The organism is Lysinibacillus sp. FSL P4-0201 (assembly GCF_038593425.1).
GTDB lineage: Bacteria > Bacillota > Bacilli > Bacillales_A > Planococcaceae > Lysinibacillus > Lysinibacillus capsici.
Genome location: NZ_CP151995.1, coordinates 2,469,700 through 2,486,225 on the forward strand (window position 1 = coordinate 2,469,700; position 16,526 = coordinate 2,486,225).

Genomic DNA, 16,526 nt, shown 5'->3' on the forward strand with positions numbered 1-16,526 from the left:
TCTCTCTTAGGAGTATTTTCTGAAAAATTTTTTTTACATAATTTTTCTGAAATGTATTGCAATTTTGTGAACTGTTACATAAAATGAAAATGTGAATTCACTAAACTAGCAAAATCAAGTCTTGAGGTAGAAAAAATATACACAAAATGGGGAATGTTAATGGCGAACAATCAAGCAAAAAAAGGTATCGTGATTGACTATGATTCAATTGCAAATCAAGAATCATTTAAGTCTCTTGTACGAAGAAAGAACTCTTTTCTTTGGTCAATGACTGCCATATTTTTATCGGCATACATGTTGTTACCAATTCTGACATCGTACACGACAATTCTACACCAAAAGGCATTTGGGGAAATTACTTGGGTGTGGATCTATGCAGCAGGTCTTTTCATCATGACATGGGGGTTATGTCATTTATATGTAGCAAAGGCAAACAGCTTCGATAGAGAAGCAAAAGCGATTATCGCTGAATACGAGAACGGAGGTGGCCGCCGATGAGTAACGGAATGAGTCTTACAGCCATATTCTTCTTCGTAGCCATTGTTGGTTTAACATTAGTTATTACATGGTGGGCATCTAAACGTACATCTTCAGCAAGTGATTTCTATACTGCTGGTGGTGGCTTAACAGGCTGGCAAAATGGACTAGCTATCGCTGGTGACTACTTATCAGCAGCATCCTTCTTGGGTATCGCTGGTGCTGTAGCATTATTTGGATTTGATGGATTCTTCTTCTCTATTGGTTATTTAGTAGCTTACTTAGTGGTATTATATATCGTTGCTGAGCCATTACGTAACCTTGGGAAATTTACATTAGCTGACATGATTACAGCGCGTTTTGATAACGCCAAAGTCCGTGGAACAGCTGCTTTAAGCACTATTACAATTGTTTTATTCTACATGATTGCACAACTAGTTGGTGCAGGAGCACTTATTCAATTACTTTTAGGAATCGACTATTGGATCGCCGTATTAATCGTAGGATTCATGATGACTACTTACGTACTATTCGGTGGTATGACAGCAACATCTTGGGTACAAATTATTAAAGCTTGTCTTTTAATGTTGGGTACAGTTATTATTTCGTTCTTAGTATTAAAAGAGTTCGGCTTCAGTATCTCTACAATGTTTAAAGAAATGACAACGGTTACTGACAGTGGAGCTGCTTATTTAAACCCAGGTCTTAAATATACAAATGGACTTGATACAATCTCTATGTTAATTGCGTTAGTATTAGGTACTGCGGGTCTTCCACATATCTTAATGCGTTTCTTCACAGTAAAAGACGCGAAAACAGCTCGTTCATCTGTTATTTGGGCTACTTGGATCGTAGGTATCTTCTACGTTCTAACAATTTTCTTAGGCTTCGGTGCAGCAGCATTCGTTGGGAAAGAAGATATTATCGCAGCAAACGCTGCTGGTAACATGGCTGCCCCACTTCTTGCAGAAGCACTTGGTGGCGACATTCTATTCTCATTCGTTTGTGCAGTAGCATTCGCAACAATTTTAGCGGTAGTAGCAGGTCTTGTACTTTCTGGTGCATCTGCCCTATCTCATGATATTTATGGACAAATTATCAAAAAGGGTAAAATTACAGAAAAAGAGCAAGTTCTTGCAGCTCGTATCGGTTCGATTACAATCGCTGTTATTTCTATCCTATTAGCACTTGGTGCACAAACATTAAACGTTGCATTCTTAGTATCTTTAGCATTCTGTATCGCAGGATCTGCTAACCTTCCAGTTATCATCTACACAATTTATTGGAAACGCTTTAATACAGCGGGTGCTGTTACTGCGATGTTAACAGGTTTAATCTCTGCGTTAGTATTAGTTGCTATGTCTCCAAACGTTTGGAATCCAGTTGAAGGTAAGGCAATTTTCGTTGGTGATCCTTTAATTATGTTAACGAACCCAGCCTTAATCTCTGTACCACTTGGTTTCCTTGGTGGTTTCATCGGCACATTACTTTCTAAAGAAACAGATGATGCGAAGTATCGTGAAGTTGACGTTAAAGCAAACACAGGTATTTCTGTACAGGACGTATCTCACTAATACACTCGACAGCCTCGTAAGTATCTTGCTTACGAGGTTTTACTTTTTCTTCCCTATTCGCTACTATAGAATTAAAAATGAATTGGAGGCGATGCTCATGTCACAATCTAAAGCTAAAAAGAAACGGATGCACATTAAACGCACAGTTGGTAAAGATGTTGAAAAAAATCGACAATCTATCTCTTTTAGTACACATGAACGTCTAACGAAAACAAAAAACGAAAAATTAGAGCATGATTATACGAAATATAAAAAGCAGTATAAGGACGAATAACTCGTACCCTATACTGCTTTTTCTTATTAAAGCCGATAAAATGTTTTCGTGTTTTGCGTAATAATTTTGGCCACTACCTGTGTTGATAGCCCTTTGATGGAGGCAATCACCTCAATCGTTGAGTGCATCATCCAGGGAGATGTACGCTTCTTCGTAAACGGTCCCTCAAACGGCCAAGGACCATCCGTTTCTACCATCATTAGTTCAATGGGATAAGCATGAATTAGCTGTTGAATTTCCTCTTCGTACAAGCAATCTGGCGTAATGGAAATAAAATAACCTCGCTCTATCATGCGCTTCACAATAGCTTCATCCCCTTTAAACCAATGAAAATGGGCTTCGTGAAGCTGATGCTTTTCCAGCAAATCACACACAATATGGGCGTCCTCATATACTGCGTGTAACACAATCGGCTTGTCCAGCTCCTTCGCCAATACAACAAAACGCTCTAATAGCGCCACATAGGGACGTTCATCAATCGCTTGCTCTTGTTTTAAATAATAAGGTAGACCCACCTCACCAATAGCAACCATATCATTCTGATGCGAACGAATCCAATCAAATAAAGCTGTCTCATCATTTGGACTTAGTAAAGGCTGTTCAGGATGAAAGCCAAAAGCAGCCTTTACTTGCTGATAGCTATTCGATAAACGCAACGTTCTTTCACAAGAGGAAAGTTGCATACTAACCGCGATTACAGCTTTCACTTCTTCTAATAAGGAAGGAATTTCCTCATCGGTGTACTGATCCAAATGAATATGCGCATCAATCAACATACATATCACCCTTTTCCTCCTGTAAATACATAAACAATTGTTGCTTTAACGCTGTGAATGCTGCAGAATGTCGAATTTCCTCTTTCCGAGGTCTTTCAAACGGCACGATGATTTCCTTTTTAACGGTAGCAGGACGTTTGGTTAAAACAAGTATGCGATCTGCTAAAAAGAGAGCTTCCTCAATACTATGTGTAACAAATAGAATGGATTTGCGGTACTCCTCCCAGATAGATAAAAGCCATGCTTGCATTTCCAGTCGAGTAAATTCATCCAACGCAGAAAATGGTTCGTCTAAGCATAAAATCGGCTTATCACTGACCATTGCTCGAATAAAGGACACACGCTGCTGCATGCCTCCAGACAGTTCGTTCGGGTAGGCATGGATAAAAGAGGCAAGACCAACCTTTTCTAACCATTCCTTGGCACGTTCAACATTTGATTTATGTTGTAATTCCTCTACAAGCGTGACATTTTCTACTATTGTACGCCAGGGTAATAGACATGGCTGCTGTGGCATATAGCCAATCGTTCCTTTTTTTTGTTGGATATCCTCTCCATTCAATAAAATGGCTCCTTGATCAATTGGCGAAACACCACCAATTAATTGAAAAAGTGTACTTTTACCACTGCCTGAAGGACCCACGATGGCCACAAACTCTCCATCCTTGACGTCAAAAGAAAGTTGATCAAGGACTTTGAGCGCATCGAAGGATTTAGCGATGTTTTGAATGCTGAGCATGATAGCCTCTTCCCTTCACCATGAATTTTTCAATTAAACGAATACCACTAAACAATAGTAAGCTCAAGAGAACAATCGCAAAAATTGCCACAAATACGCGATCCGTACGGAAGGAGGACTGGGCTAGGGTCATGTAAACACCAATACCCCTTTTTGCACCAAGCCACTCCGCAATCACAGCCCCCATCACACTATATGTAGCCGCAATTTTAATGCCTGAAAAAATAGCAGGATAGGCATAAGGCCATTCCAGCTTCCAAAAGGTTTGTGCCCTTGTAGCACCAACCATGGCAAAATAATGCTTTAATTCTGGAGCTGTTTGTCTAAATCCATCCATCGCTGCAATGACAATCGGGAAAAAGCACACAAGACAGATAATGATAAGCTTCGGTAATAAGCCAAAGCCAAACCAAATAATAAGGAGCGGTGCCAAGACTAGAATAGGAACATTCTGCGACATAATAAGAATTGGATAAAACAGTTCTCGAATAAATGTAAATCGATGCAACACTATTGCCACCGTTAGCCCACAAGCGATGCCAATGGCCAATCCTAGTAGAGCTAATTGTACCGTAGCGAATGCATGTGGTAGAAAGGTTTGATACGACTGGATGGCTTCCGACAAAATACTACTTGGTGCGGGTACTAACCAATGAGGAACTTCAGCAAACCGCACGATTAGTTCCCATATGAACAAGAGGAAGGCGATAAAAATTATCGTCCTTCCCTTCTGTAATGCACGTTTCATTACTGATATTTCTCCGTTAATGTATCCATCGTAATACCTGTTGGCTGATATAAAATTTTCACTTGTGTAATGACATTAATGGCACCAAGTTCGATCATCTTCTCATTCATTTTTTCAATGATTTGGAGCAATGTTGAAAGCTCACCCTCCATCGTTGTTTCCAATGGATGTACCTCATATTTCACCCCAGAAGCATCGATCACCGCAATTGCTGCATCGACATATGGTATAACATCTTCATATTTCTCTGTCTTCGGAATGATTTGTACACTGATTAATGAATTTGCCATCTTATTTGGCCTCCTTTTTAGGTAAGAAATCATTAGTAAAGGCTTTTTTCGCATCAAATTCGCCCTCTAGTACTTGATTGCTAGACATCCATTTCGCGTAATTTTCCCACACAGAAAGCTTTTGCTCTCCCCATTGCTTGGCATCATCCTGATATTTATCAGCCAGCCATTCCTGACTTTTATGCACTAATGCTTTATCTAAATCAGGTGCCGCTTCGATTAAAATATCAGCCGCTTCACTTGGGTTTTCAATTGCGTATTCATAGCCCTTCGATGCAGCTGCCACAAAGGCTTTGACTACATCCGGGTTGTCCTGTATCATTTTTTCATTTGTAGCTAAAACTGGCGTATAATAATCCAATTGATCACTATAATCTGTAAGATATAGCATATTAATCTTTTCCCCACGCAGCTCAGCCTCAATCCCAGTCCATGCATAATAAATCCAAGCAAAATCTATATCTTTTTCCATCATTGTGAAGAAATCTAAATCCCCTGCATTGACGATATCTAGCTTATTAATATCTGCCTTTTCTTTTTGCATGAGTGATTGTAAAACGGCTTGCTCTAATGGTGCGCCCCAACCACCATAGGTTTTACCTTCAAAATCCTTTGGCGATGTAATGCCCTTTGAAGCAATAGAAGCAAAGCCAGATGTATTATGCTGTATAATTGCTGCGATGGAGACCAGCGGCACATCCTGTACTCGTGCCTGTGTTATGCCTTCCTGATAGCTCACGCCAAAATCCGCCTTTCCAGAAGCAACAAGCTGATCTGCGCCCGCCTCACCAGGCATAATAATATCAACATCTAAACCCTGTTCCTCAAAATAACCGAGTTTTTTGGCAACATATAGTCCTGTATGATTTGTATTCGGCGTCCAATCCAGTACCACAGACACCTTTTTCAGCTTGTCTGCAGCCTGCTTGTCATCCTTGTCACTACAGCCTACTAATGTCAATAGTGCTGCCAATAAAATAAAAAACCATTTTTTCATGCGAAAGCCTCCCAGTTTGTAATATGAAAGTGTTCATGAATGAATGTTGTCACCAGAAGAAAGCGTATACAATGTTGGCAAGCTGTTGCTTGAAAACATAAAAAAACGCCTAGGATTCCTCCCAGACGTATTGCAATCAATCTTCAAAACTTTGCTTTTTGAATAGATGTTCCCTACGCTGGTACGAGCCAAATCAGGTTCAAAGGGTCAGCGTCTACCGGACACAATCTCAGCTAGCAATTACTAGCCCCCCTACATTCTTTCGCTATGAACTTTTCGATGATTATTATACCCATAGTTTCACTTAAATGACAAGGTGCTATTTTTGAATAGAGCTTAAAGCCCAGCGCTCCTAAGAGGCTGGGCATGCTTTTAGCTTGGTTTCTGTTCTTTTTTGGCTGTTACAACATGAGAAATTGCTCCATCTGTTGCAATATCCACTTTAAATGAACCATTGGAATGGCGATCCGCACGAGACAATGCTTGTACGTCAATCATCTCTTGAACACCTTTTTCAGTTTCAATCACAACCTGCTCCTCGTCTGTTGCTTGAACAACTGCCACAATTCGGTGAGGGTTTGCTTTTAACTCTGTTAATACTTTTAGTCCACGTTTTGCACGACTCGCTACTTCAACTTCAGCGACATTCATTTTCTTTACGGCCCCACGCTGTGTCACAATTACTACATAGTGGGTAACATCAGGCTGTAACACATTGACTCCAACTAAGGCTTCTCCATCTTTTAGTGTGATCCCTTTCACACCGCCTGTTTTCACACCTGTAACTGGTAACTCCTCCATAGGGAAACGAATCGCATAGGCTGTATCCGTTGTGAGCATCAGCTCCACGTCATCTGTTACAAATGATGCATAGATCATCGCATCACCAGCCTTGACGTTCATCGTTTTAATTGGCTTTGAATAACGTGTTACCGCATAGTCTGCGAGTGGTGAGCGCTTAATTTGGCCATCTTTTGTGGCTGTGAAGACATACGTATTTGGCTGTTCAAATGTTTCGAAGCCATAAACCGCAATAATGGATTCATCTTCCCCTGTTGGCACAATACTTGAAATATGCTGGCCGAGATCCTTCCAGCGTATATCAGGCAGCTCATGAACAGGCTGATAAATATAATTGCCTCGATTTGTGAACAGCAATAGATGGTGCTGTGTATTTAAGTTTGCTTCATACAATAAATAATCTGAATCCTTCATGGCAAAATCTTGCCCGTTTGAAGCGGCATGAGAACGTGTGGATGTACGTTTAATATAACCATCCTTCGTTACTGTTACGACAACCTCTTCACTTGGCACAAGGACATCCAATGTAATTTTAATTTCTTCAATTTCTTGCTCAATCTTCGAGCGACGAGGCTCTGTAAAGCGTTTCTTAATATCTAGCAACTCTTGTTTAATAACACGCACAAGCTTAGCCTCACTTTGCAGAATCCCCTCTAGCTTCGCAATTAACTTATTTAACTCGTCCTGTTCCTGACGTAGCTCTGTAATATCCGTATTCGTTAAACGGTATAATTGCAGGCTTACAATGGCCTCTGCCTGTACCTCTGTAAAATCAAACTTCGCTTGTAAATTAAGCTTCGCATCCTTCTTATCATTAGAAGAACGGATCGTCGCAATGACTTCATCTAAAATGGAAAGGGCTTTAATTAATCCATCTACAATATGGGAACGATCCTTTGCCTTTTGTAAATCATAAATGGAACGGTTTGTTACCACTTCTTTTTGATGGGCAATATACGCATCTAGCAATAATGGCAATGTCATCATCGTTGGACGACGATTATGAATGGCAATCATATTAAAATTATAAGCTACCTGTAAATCCGTTGTTTTAAACAAGTACTGTAAAATTCCTTGTCCTGGTACATCCTTTTTCAGCTCAATTACGACACGTAAGCCTGTACGGTCTGATTCATCTCGAATTTCTGCAATGCCTTCTAGTCGTTTATCTACACGTTGCTCATCAATTTTTTTCACAAGATTCGCTTTATTTACATCATATGGTAACTCAGTGATAACAATTTGCTCTTTACCACCCTTGATTGGTTCAACAACTGCTTGTGCACGGACGATGATTTTACCACGACCTGTTTCATATGCCTTTTTAATGCCATCAACACCTTGAATGATTCCACCCGTTGGGAAATCAGGTCCTTTAATCACCGTCATCAATTCATCTACAGTAGCATTAGGCTTGTCTAAGCGCATCAACACAGCATCCAGTACTTCATCTAAGGCATGTGGCGGAATATCTGTCGCATAACCAGCGGAAATTCCTGTAGAGCCATTGACTAAAAGGTTAGGAAAACGTGCTGGTAATACAGTTGGCTCCATATCCTGATCATCAAAGTTTGGCACAAATTCGACCGTTTTCTTGCCAATATCTCGTAGCATTTCAGCGGCAATAGCTGATAGTCTCGCCTCTGTATAACGCATTGCAGCTGGAGGATCGCCATCTACCGAGCCATTGTTCCCGTGCATCTCAATAAGCATATGACGTGCCTTCCAGTCCTGACTCATCCGTACCATCGCTTCATACACAGAGCTATCGCCGTGTGGATGATAGTTACCAATTACATTACCCACTGTTTTTGCGGATTTACGGAACGGCTTATCATGTGTGTTGCCTTCCGTAAACATCGCATATAAAATACGGCGCTGTACTGGTTTAAGACCGTCACGTGCATCAGGCAACGCGCGGTCTTGAATAATATATTTACTATAGCGACCAAAACGGTCACCCATTACTTCTTCTAACGGTAAATCTTGAAACTTTTCTGTACTACTCATGCTTGGTCCTCCTCTTGTTGGATGAATTCATTCTCTAAAATGTTAGAATCATCCTCCATACCGAAGTCTACATTGGCTTCGATCCATTTACGACGTGGTTCCACCTTATCACCCATTAACGTCGTGACACGTCTCTCCGCTCGTGCACCATCCTCGATTGTGACACGAATCAATGTCCGTGTTTCAGGGTTCATTGTTGTGTCCCATAGTTGGTCTGCATTCATCTCACCAAGACCTTTATAGCGCTGTAATATGTAACCCTTTCCAACCTTCTTGATAGCCTTTTGTAAATCACTTTCTGTCCAAGCATATTCAATGACTTCTTTTTTCCCTGTACCTCTTGAGACTTTATAAAGCGGCGGTAGTGCGATATAGACCTTTCCAGACTCAATGAGCGGACGCATATAACGATAGAAGAATGTTAATAGCAAGACTTGAATATGTGCCCCATCCGTATCCGCATCGGTCATGATGACTACTTTATTGTAGGCAGAATCCTCCACCGCAAAATCCGTACCAACACCTGCCCCAATCGCATGGATAATCGTTGAAATTTCTTCGTTTTTCATAATATCCTGTAGCTTGGCTTTCTCTGTATTGATTACCTTCCCGCGCAATGGCAGAATCGCTTGGAATGTACGGTCACGACCTTGTTTAGCAGAGCCACCCGCAGAATCACCCTCGACTAAATACAGCTCATTTTTTGCCGCATTACGTGACTGAGCTGGTGTTAATTTTCCAGATAAAATCGTACTACCCTTTTTGTTTTTCTTGCCATTTCGTGCATCCTCACGCGCTTTACGAGCTGCTTCACGCACTTGCTGCGCTCGAATCGCTTTACGAACAAGAGAAGCTGATAACTCTGCATTTTCCTCTAGCACATACAAAATTTGCTCAGACACTACACTATCTACTGCAGAACGAGCCTCACTTGTCCCAAGCTTGCCCTTTGTTTGTCCTTCAAATTGCAGTAAATGCTCTGGGATACGAACAGACACGATCGCTGCTAAGCCCTCACGAATATCTGTCCCCTCAAGGTTTTTATCCTTGTCCTTTAACAGGCCAATTTTTCTTGCATATTCATTAAAGACACGTGTCAATGCTGCCTTTGCACCCGTTTCATGTGTACCACCATCACGTGTACGGACATTATTAACGAATGATAAAATCGTTTCTGAATAACCATCGTTATACTGGAAAGCGAACTCTACTTCGATTTCATCCTGTACGCCTTCTACATATTTTACTGGATGAAGGACATCTTTTTCCTCATTCAAATACGCAACGAAAGCCTCGATGCCATTCTCATAAAAGAACACATCGCTCTTGCCTTCCTCGCGCTCATCAATTAATTCAATTTTTAAGCCCTTTAATAAAAAGGCTGATTCACGTAATCGTTCTGCTAACGTATCATAATTGAATTTTGTGACAGAGAAGATCGTTTCATCTGGTAGGAAATGAACAAGCGTTCCTGTCTGCTTGGTCTGCCCAATATTTTCAAGTGTTGTGACAGGCTGTCCACCATGCTCAAAGCGTTGACGATACTTTTTACCATCGCGATGGATTGTCACCTCTAAAAATGTTGAGAGCGCATTCACAACGGAAGAACCAACACCATGTAAACCTCCACTTGTTTTATAGCCACCTTGACCAAATTTACCACCAGCGTGTAGCACTGTAAAAATAATTTCTGGTGTCGGTTTGCCCATTTTATGCATACCGGTTGGCATCCCACGTCCAAAGTCGCGCACACTCATACTTTGATCTTTATGAATTGTGACAATAATATGAGATCCAAAGCCAGCCAGTGCTTCATCCACCGCATTATCTACGATTTCATACACAAGGTGATGAAGTCCACGGCCATCCGTAGAACCGATATACATGCCAGGTCGTTTGCGTACCGCTTCTAATCCTTCTAATACTTGTATAGCGTCATCATTATAGACGCTAGGTGACTGTTTATTCGTCAAAAAAATTCCCCTCCAAAAAACAAACACATGTTCTATTTATGTTCTCATCCTAATAATAATAGCATTTCCTGTCAATAGCTAGCGACAGGTCCAATAAAATTTTAAAATTTGCTCACAGTTTTGATCTTTTTTATTAATAGTAAACATCTTCAACAGTTGCTTAAAATTGGTATTTGAGCAAGACAGACTGCTTCTAGCTTCCATCATCATTTGACGCATTGAAGCCTACTTAGTTGCAAAATAAAGTTGTGATGCTTGCAAATAAAAGCACACTAACTCGTGCCTTGCGATTAAACAGGATAAAGTTAGACTTCTATTCTACCAAAGGAATGAGCGATTGACAAAATTGCCATTTTGCCTATATTTTTATAAAGGTTTTAGTGCTTCCTACAAATTTATGTCTAAAAGCCTAGTCCTCACTAATAGATTCTCTTTTGTATTGATTCAAGACTTCGGATGAAATCTCCTTCATAACATTGTAGATTAGCAAGAAAAAGTGTAAAATACTTGTTACAAACTATTAGTACCAAGTGATGGACTATGAATGAAAGGAGTCCAACTATGATCAATGGACTTATTATTTTATGTGCTTATCTAATCGGCTCTATACCTTCTGGATTATGGATAGGCAAAATTTTTTATAATACCGATATTCGTGAACACGGGAGCGGTAATCTTGGTGCGACCAATACTTTTAGAACATTAGGGAAAAAGGCTGGTATTATTGTTACGGTGATGGATGTCTTAAAAGGAACTGCCGCTGTCTTACTCGTGACACTTCCTGTTTTCTCTGATACTACACTCCACTCTTTATTACTGGGTCTTGTCGCTGTTATCGGTCATATGTTCCCGATCTTTGCCAACTTCCGTGGTGGGAAAGCTGTGGCAACGTCAGCTGGTGTATTATTAGGCTATTCTTGGCCACTCTTTGTCCTACTATTTATTACCTTTATTGTGACATTAAAAATCACAAAAATCGTCAGCTTAACATCGATGATAGCCGCTTTAGTAGCGCTTATCTATGCAATCGTTTATTATTTTATTACAGGTGACTTTGCATTAGGCATCTTGGTAGCCTTTTTATTTACCTTTATTATTTATCGTCACCGTGCCAATATTGCTCGTATTAAAAACGGCACCGAACCAAAGGTAAAATGGCTGTAGGAAGAGAGGAGCATTTGAAATGAATATTGCATTGACAGATGAAGCCCTACAATGGTTCAAACATGAAATGGAAGTTGAACCTGGTGATACAATTCGTTTTTATGCACGTTATGGTGGCTCAAGTCCGTTTCACGAAGGCTTTTCACTAGGCATGACACGTGAGGAACCTATTGCCATAGGTGTGCAAACAGAAATTGATGGTGTTATCTATTACATTGATGAGAAAGATCTTTGGTTCTTTAACGATCACAATTTACATGTTGATGTTGATACAAGTAATGATGAATTACAATACGACTATCGTACATAAAGCAGTCTGTCCTTTCCATACATGAAAGGACAGACTGTTTTTTTATTTATTACAAAACAAGACACACGAAAGTTGCAAGGAATGTGATATTGCCACAAATAGCTAGATTTTTCATATCTCTTTCGTTTATCTCTCAAAAAAATTGTCCATTCTAAAGGTAATGAACGACCATTTGAGGAGGAAAACACATGTCCATGTCTAACAATAACGAGACCTCCCCATCCCATACAACGAACGATTTATTGTATACTTCCCTATCTAAAAATATAAAAATCATTCAACAGTCACTAGGGCATAGTAATGATATTATCATACGTGAAATTGCGATTGGAGAAACTGATCCCCATAGCCTCGCCATTATTTCCATTGATGGCTTATCGGATAAAACGACTATTTCTGATTCTGTTATCGATAAACTGATGGCAAATATTGAAGAAGAACAAGATATTGAAATAACAACCATTAATCAATATGTTCGGAATTCCTATTTAACGGTAGGCGATGTGACGAATATTGAGCATTTCACAACACTCTACAATGCCATTCTCAATGGTGAAACGGTTATTTTATTAGATGGCTTTGCCGAAGGGATTGTGACAAGTACTAGAAGTGCCAAGGATCGAGCTGTCACAGAGCCATCGACGGAATCCGTAATTCGCGGACCGAGGGAATCCTTTACGGAAACCTTGCGTACGAATACAGCGCTCATTCGTCGCAAAATAAAAAGTCCGAATCTCTGGATAAAATCACGCGTTATCGGAGATGTGACACAAACAGATGTAGCAGTGATGTATATAAATGGCATCGCCAGTGACAAAATCGTCGCAGAGGTATTGGCTCGATTAGATCGTATTAATATTGATGGCATTCTGGAAAGTGGCTATATTGAGGATTTTATTCAAGACTCAAAAAACTCTATGTTTCCTACCGTCTACAACTCTGAACGACCTGATGTCATCGCAGGTGAATTATTAGATGGCAAAGTGGCGATTCTAGTTGATGGCACACCTTTTGTCTTAGTCGTTCCAGCGCTATTTACATCCTTTTTACAATCAGCAGAAGATTATTATCAGCATTGGATGATTAGCTCACTTGTACGTATCTTGCGTTTCTTTGGTATCAGTCTAGCATTAGTAGCACCATCCTTGTATGTGGCGATTACTACCTTTCATCAGGAAATGCTACCGACACCCATGTTAATTAGCATTGCTTCACAAAGGGAAGGCGTACCCTTTCCTGCAGTAGTAGAAGCGCTTATTATGGAGGTTGCCTTTGAGGTCTTAAGGGAAGCTGGACTTCGTATGCCTCGAACAATCGGTCCTGCGGTATCCATCGTAGGTACTTTAGTTATTGGTCAGGCAGCAGTTGATGCAGGCGTCGTATCCGCTGTAATGGTAATTATTGTAGCCTTAACAGCGATTTGTAGCTTTCTATTCCCTGCCTATGGCTTATCGAATACGATTCGTGTACTACGTTTCCCATTAATGATTTTAGCTGCTATGTTTGGTTTATTCGGTGTAATGTTTGGCATTATGCTAATTATTCTTCATCTATGTAGCATTCGTTCATTTGGTGTACCTTATTTAAGCCCATTCGCACCGTTGGTATTACAGGATCAGAAGGATGCGTTTCTGCTGTTCCCGCGTAGAAAGTTACTTACACGACCTCGTTTGGTCAATCAAAAAAATATTGTTAGAGGACATAAATATATCAATGTAAAAAGCAGGAAATAACAACTGGATAAATGAGGAATGGAATATGGCAAAAATAAACTGGATTTGCTTACTATGTATCCTCACAATACTGTTAAGTGGCTGCTGGAGTAAGCGTGAATTAAATGAATTGGCCATAGTCGTAGCATTTGGCATTGACAAAATAGATGAGGAATATGAAATTACAGTTCAAATTGTTGATCCTAGTGAAGTCTCAGTGCGCCAAGCTTCCACTCAACGCTCTCCTGTCGTTAGCTATCATTCGAGAGGCGAGACCATCTTTGAAGCCATTCGGAAAATGACGACTATTGCAGCTCGAAAACCTTATTTTGCCCACCTTCAAGTGGTTGTATTAGGGGAAGATCTCGCGAAAGAAGGCATTAGTGATGCACTTGATTTAATTGTAAGGGACCATGAATTTCGTAAGGATTTCGACGTCATTATGTCTCACGAAGCAACAGCGAAGGAAGTATTAAATGTACTAACACCCATCGAAAAAGTTCCTGCAAATAAAATCTTGAATTCCCTTGATGTCTCTGAAAAGGCTTGGGGCTCCACGATAGCTGTTAATATTGATGAATTAGTCAATACGTTAACCAATAAGCATAAAGGGGCGTTAATTTCTGCTATTGAAGTTCATGGCGATAAGAAATTAGGTGTAGATCAAACAAATGTGCAACGTGTTAAAACACCTGTGCTATTACGTTATACAGGTTTAGCAGTATTTAAAGGGGATAAATATATAGGGCTACTGACTGAAAGCGAAAGCAAAAGTATTAGTTTTCTTAATGACAAAATTCAAAGTACGATAGAAATCATCGCCTGTCCTAATAAAGGGACCTTGTCTACTGAAATCACCCAATCCACTACAAAGGTGAAAGGGTCATTTAAAAACGGGAAACCGAAAATCGATGTCCATATTAATGTAGAGCAGAATGTTGGAGAGGTCGAATGTGATATCGATCTTACCAAAAATAAATCGATTGATTACGTTAATAAAAAAACAGCCCAGGGTATTGATGACCGCATTGAAAAAACAGTAGAGAAAATTCAACAGCAATATGAAGTCGATGTTTTTGGATTTGGGGATGCCCTACATCGGGCAGATCCAAAGCAGTGGAAAAAAATTAAGGATGACTGGACTTCCATTTTTCCAGATTTAGCAGTGGCTGTTCATGTAAAGGTAACAACCCAAGGTTCAGGTACGATGCAAAATTCATTATTAAACAAGCCAAAGGAGGAGTAATGAGATGGTACTAGCAGTAGCTATCTTGATTATTGCAATCATTGTTGCTCTTGTTTTTATTCCAAAGCTAAAAAAGCAACAGGATAGAAAAGCCATTATTGTATTCTCCTTTTTGCTATTTATTGGAACGGCTTTAAATATGGGGATTGCCCTTAAAATCCATATTCCTAGCCCATTAGATTTGATTACCTTTATCTTCACACCGATTAGGGATTACATTGTGTCATTCACAAAATAGAAAGATGGACTGAGAAACGGAGGGTAGCTTGATGGAAAAAGAGATAATTAGTTCAAGACAGTTTACAATCGTTACCTTTCTCTATTCTATCGGTACAGCGATTTTAATTATCCCTTCGAGTATTACTGGTGCCGCTAAGCAAGATGCTTGGATAGCGGCAAGCATTGGTGTTCTGCTCAGTTTACTGGTTCTAAAATTATTTTTAACACTGGCCAATCAAACACCGTCCCTAAACTTTATCGAGGCCAATGAAAAAATTCTTGGGCGTTTTTTCGGGAAAATCACAGCGATTTGTTTCCTGATTATGACCTTTCTTTCGGCTGGAGAATTACTTTATTTTATCGGTATTTTCATGAAAACGGAAGTTATGCCAGAGACACCGACATTAGCATTTGCCCTACTGTTCAGTATCCTTATTATGTATGCCGCTTATTTAGGGATTGAGACCTTTGCCCGTTCGGCAGAAATCCTCTTCCCATTGTTTATCTTTATTTTTATTTTTTTCGTCATTAGTATTACCCCTCAAATTACATTTGAGAATATTCAGCCTCTACTAGAAGCGACCAAAGCATCTATGTTTTATAGTATTGCACGCTTTATGAGTATCTTTTCCTTTCCATTAATTGTATTATTGATGCTCTATCCTACTGGCGTCAATGTACAGCCGTCTGCACAGAAAGGGCTATATATTGGGGCAATCCTTGGCGGAATCGTCTTAGTTACGTTGATTGTCCTATCAATTCTTGTATTAGGTCCTGAAAACACTGCATCAAGGACATTTCCTAGCTATGCCTTAGCGCAAAGAATATCTATAGGGAATTTTTTACAGCGCATTGAAATCATTATGGCATTTATGTGGATTACGTCTATATATATTCGTACATTTATGTATTTCTATACGACCGTTGTTGGCCTCGCACAAATTTTAAAGATCAAGGATCATCGCCCACTCATTATACCGATGGGGATAATTGTTATTGGACTTTCTCAAATTGTTCATCCAGATATTGTGCATTCTACTAATTATAATAATGAAATTTGGCCAATCTTTTCCTTTATTTTCACCATTTTATTACCTATACTTTTGTTGATTGTGGTAGTTATTCGCAATCGTAAATCCAAGGCTCAAAATAACGAAACACCTCAGCAGGAAACAGAAAATGACAATCAAAAAGTCTAATTTCTTCTAAGCTAGAA

Annotated in this window: 16 protein-coding genes and 1 riboswitch; of the genes, 9 read left to right on the plus strand and 7 right to left on the minus strand. The window is 39.8% G+C overall.

Annotation, left to right across the window (positions count from 1 at the left end):
* Nucleotides 1–159: 159 nt before the first annotated feature.
* From MKY76_RS12330 to MKY76_RS12340, 3 genes are all read left to right on the plus strand, one after another.
* Nucleotides 160–498 (plus strand): DUF485 domain-containing protein, encoded by a 339-nt coding sequence (locus MKY76_RS12330; protein WP_048393058.1) that lies wholly within the window; start codon nt 160–162, stop codon nt 496–498.
* An 8-nt stretch (nt 499–506) separates the two neighbouring features.
* Complete coding sequence (locus tag MKY76_RS12335; RefSeq protein ID WP_048393165.1) at nt 507–2,051, plus strand: sodium/solute symporter; 1,545 nt, start codon at nt 507–509, stop codon at nt 2,049–2,051.
* Between the two features lie 97 nt (nt 2,052–2,148).
* Nucleotides 2,149–2,325, plus strand: coding sequence for a hypothetical protein (locus tag MKY76_RS12340; protein ID WP_004227938.1), 177 nt, complete (start codon nt 2,149–2,151; stop codon nt 2,323–2,325).
* Nucleotides 2,326–2,351: 26 nt separating this feature from the next.
* On the opposite strand, the gene MKY76_RS12345 is transcribed toward MKY76_RS12340, so the two are convergent.
* From MKY76_RS12345 to parE, 7 genes are all read right to left on the minus strand, one after another.
* The gene (locus MKY76_RS12345; RefSeq protein ID WP_066036683.1) at nt 2,352–3,101 is read right to left on the minus strand and encodes a TatD family hydrolase; all 750 of its coding nucleotides are present in this window, start codon (nt 3,099–3,101) and stop codon (nt 2,352–2,354) included.
* The gene (locus tag MKY76_RS12350; protein WP_054550230.1) at nt 3,091–3,840 is read right to left on the minus strand and encodes an ABC transporter ATP-binding protein; all 750 of its coding nucleotides are present in this window, start codon (nt 3,838–3,840) and stop codon (nt 3,091–3,093) included. The genes MKY76_RS12345 and MKY76_RS12350 overlap by 11 nt, the downstream gene beginning before the upstream one ends.
* The gene (locus tag MKY76_RS12355; protein WP_342556611.1) at nt 3,815–4,588 is read right to left on the minus strand and encodes an ABC transporter permease; all 774 of its coding nucleotides are present in this window, start codon (nt 4,586–4,588) and stop codon (nt 3,815–3,817) included. The genes MKY76_RS12350 and MKY76_RS12355 overlap by 26 nt, the downstream gene beginning before the upstream one ends.
* Nucleotides 4,588–4,878, minus strand: coding sequence for a thiamine-binding protein (locus tag MKY76_RS12360; RefSeq protein WP_004227928.1), 291 nt, complete (start codon nt 4,876–4,878; stop codon nt 4,588–4,590). The genes MKY76_RS12355 and MKY76_RS12360 overlap by 1 nt, the downstream gene beginning before the upstream one ends.
* 1 nt (nt 4,879) lies before the next feature.
* On the minus strand, nt 4,880–5,875 hold the full coding sequence (locus MKY76_RS12365; protein ID WP_103118202.1) for an ABC transporter substrate-binding protein: 996 nt from the start codon (nt 5,873–5,875) through the stop codon (nt 4,880–4,882).
* 153 nt (nt 5,876–6,028) lie between these two features.
* A riboswitch (TPP riboswitch) is annotated at nt 6,029–6,139 on the minus strand.
* Between the two features lie 108 nt (nt 6,140–6,247).
* Nucleotides 6,248–8,686, minus strand: coding sequence for a DNA topoisomerase IV subunit A (gene parC / locus MKY76_RS12370; RefSeq protein ID WP_342556612.1), 2,439 nt, complete (start codon nt 8,684–8,686; stop codon nt 6,248–6,250).
* Complete coding sequence (gene parE / locus MKY76_RS12375) at nt 8,683–10,659, minus strand: DNA topoisomerase IV subunit B (RefSeq protein WP_048393067.1); 1,977 nt, start codon at nt 10,657–10,659, stop codon at nt 8,683–8,685. Before parE ends, parC begins: the two co-directional genes overlap by 4 nt.
* 561 nt (nt 10,660–11,220) lie before the next feature.
* Here parE and plsY point away from each other — a divergent pair.
* The 6 genes from plsY to MKY76_RS12405 all read left to right on the plus strand — a co-directional run bounded on the left by plsY (nt 11,221) and on the right by MKY76_RS12405 (nt 16,509).
* Complete coding sequence (gene plsY / locus MKY76_RS12380; RefSeq protein WP_048393068.1) at nt 11,221–11,823, plus strand: glycerol-3-phosphate 1-O-acyltransferase PlsY; 603 nt, start codon at nt 11,221–11,223, stop codon at nt 11,821–11,823.
* 19 nt (nt 11,824–11,842) lie between these two features.
* Entirely contained in the window at nt 11,843–12,133 is a 291-nt protein-coding gene (locus tag MKY76_RS12385; protein WP_048393071.1) for a HesB/YadR/YfhF family protein, read from the plus strand.
* Between the two features lie 188 nt (nt 12,134–12,321).
* Nucleotides 12,322–13,866, plus strand: a complete 1,545-nt coding sequence (locus MKY76_RS12390) for a spore germination protein (protein ID WP_054550233.1) — start codon at nt 12,322–12,324, stop codon at nt 13,864–13,866.
* 25 nt (nt 13,867–13,891) lie between these two features.
* Nucleotides 13,892–15,091: a Ger(x)C family spore germination protein gene (locus MKY76_RS12395; protein WP_054550234.1), complete on the plus strand. Its 1,200-nt coding sequence runs from the start codon at nt 13,892–13,894 to the stop codon at nt 15,089–15,091.
* A gap of 4 nt (nt 15,092–15,095) precedes the next feature.
* Complete coding sequence (locus MKY76_RS12400) at nt 15,096–15,329, plus strand: hypothetical protein (protein WP_054550235.1); 234 nt, start codon at nt 15,096–15,098, stop codon at nt 15,327–15,329.
* 31 nt (nt 15,330–15,360) lie between these two features.
* Complete coding sequence (locus MKY76_RS12405; RefSeq protein ID WP_066036678.1) at nt 15,361–16,509, plus strand: endospore germination permease; 1,149 nt, start codon at nt 15,361–15,363, stop codon at nt 16,507–16,509.
* Nucleotides 16,510–16,526 lie beyond the last annotated feature (17 nt).

Excerpts from the sequence above, each read along its gene's own strand:
- MKY76_RS12355 (WP_342556611.1), bottom strand. The coding sequence starts at position 4,588 with ATGAAACGTGCATTACAGAAGGGAAGGACGATAATTTTTATCGCCTTC.
- MKY76_RS12385 (WP_048393071.1), top strand. The coding sequence starts at position 11,843 with ATGAATATTGCATTGACAGATGAAGCCCTACAATGGTTCAAACATGAA.
- MKY76_RS12330 (WP_048393058.1), top strand. The coding sequence starts at position 160 with ATGGCGAACAATCAAGCAAAAAAAGGTATCGTGATTGACTATGATTCA.
- MKY76_RS12365 (WP_103118202.1), bottom strand. The coding sequence starts at position 5,875 with ATGAAAAAATGGTTTTTTATTTTATTGGCAGCACTATTGACATTAGTA.
- MKY76_RS12340 (WP_004227938.1), top strand. The coding sequence starts at position 2,149 with ATGTCACAATCTAAAGCTAAAAAGAAACGGATGCACATTAAACGCACA.
- MKY76_RS12350 (WP_054550230.1), bottom strand. The coding sequence starts at position 3,840 with ATGCTCAGCATTCAAAACATCGCTAAATCCTTCGATGCGCTCAAAGTC.
- MKY76_RS12335 (WP_048393165.1), top strand. The coding sequence starts at position 507 with ATGAGTCTTACAGCCATATTCTTCTTCGTAGCCATTGTTGGTTTAACA.
- MKY76_RS12395 (WP_054550234.1), top strand. The coding sequence starts at position 13,892 with ATGGCAAAAATAAACTGGATTTGCTTACTATGTATCCTCACAATACTG.
- MKY76_RS12345 (WP_066036683.1), bottom strand. The coding sequence starts at position 3,101 with ATGTTGATTGATGCGCATATTCATTTGGATCAGTACACCGATGAGGAA.
- plsY (WP_048393068.1), top strand. The coding sequence starts at position 11,221 with ATGATCAATGGACTTATTATTTTATGTGCTTATCTAATCGGCTCTATA.
- MKY76_RS12400 (WP_054550235.1), top strand. The coding sequence starts at position 15,096 with ATGGTACTAGCAGTAGCTATCTTGATTATTGCAATCATTGTTGCTCTT.
- MKY76_RS12390 (WP_054550233.1), top strand. The coding sequence starts at position 12,322 with ATGTCCATGTCTAACAATAACGAGACCTCCCCATCCCATACAACGAAC.
- MKY76_RS12360 (WP_004227928.1), bottom strand. The coding sequence starts at position 4,878 with ATGGCAAATTCATTAATCAGTGTACAAATCATTCCGAAGACAGAGAAA.
- MKY76_RS12405 (WP_066036678.1), top strand. The coding sequence starts at position 15,361 with ATGGAAAAAGAGATAATTAGTTCAAGACAGTTTACAATCGTTACCTTT.
- parC (WP_342556612.1), bottom strand. The coding sequence starts at position 8,686 with ATGAGTAGTACAGAAAAGTTTCAAGATTTACCGTTAGAAGAAGTAATG.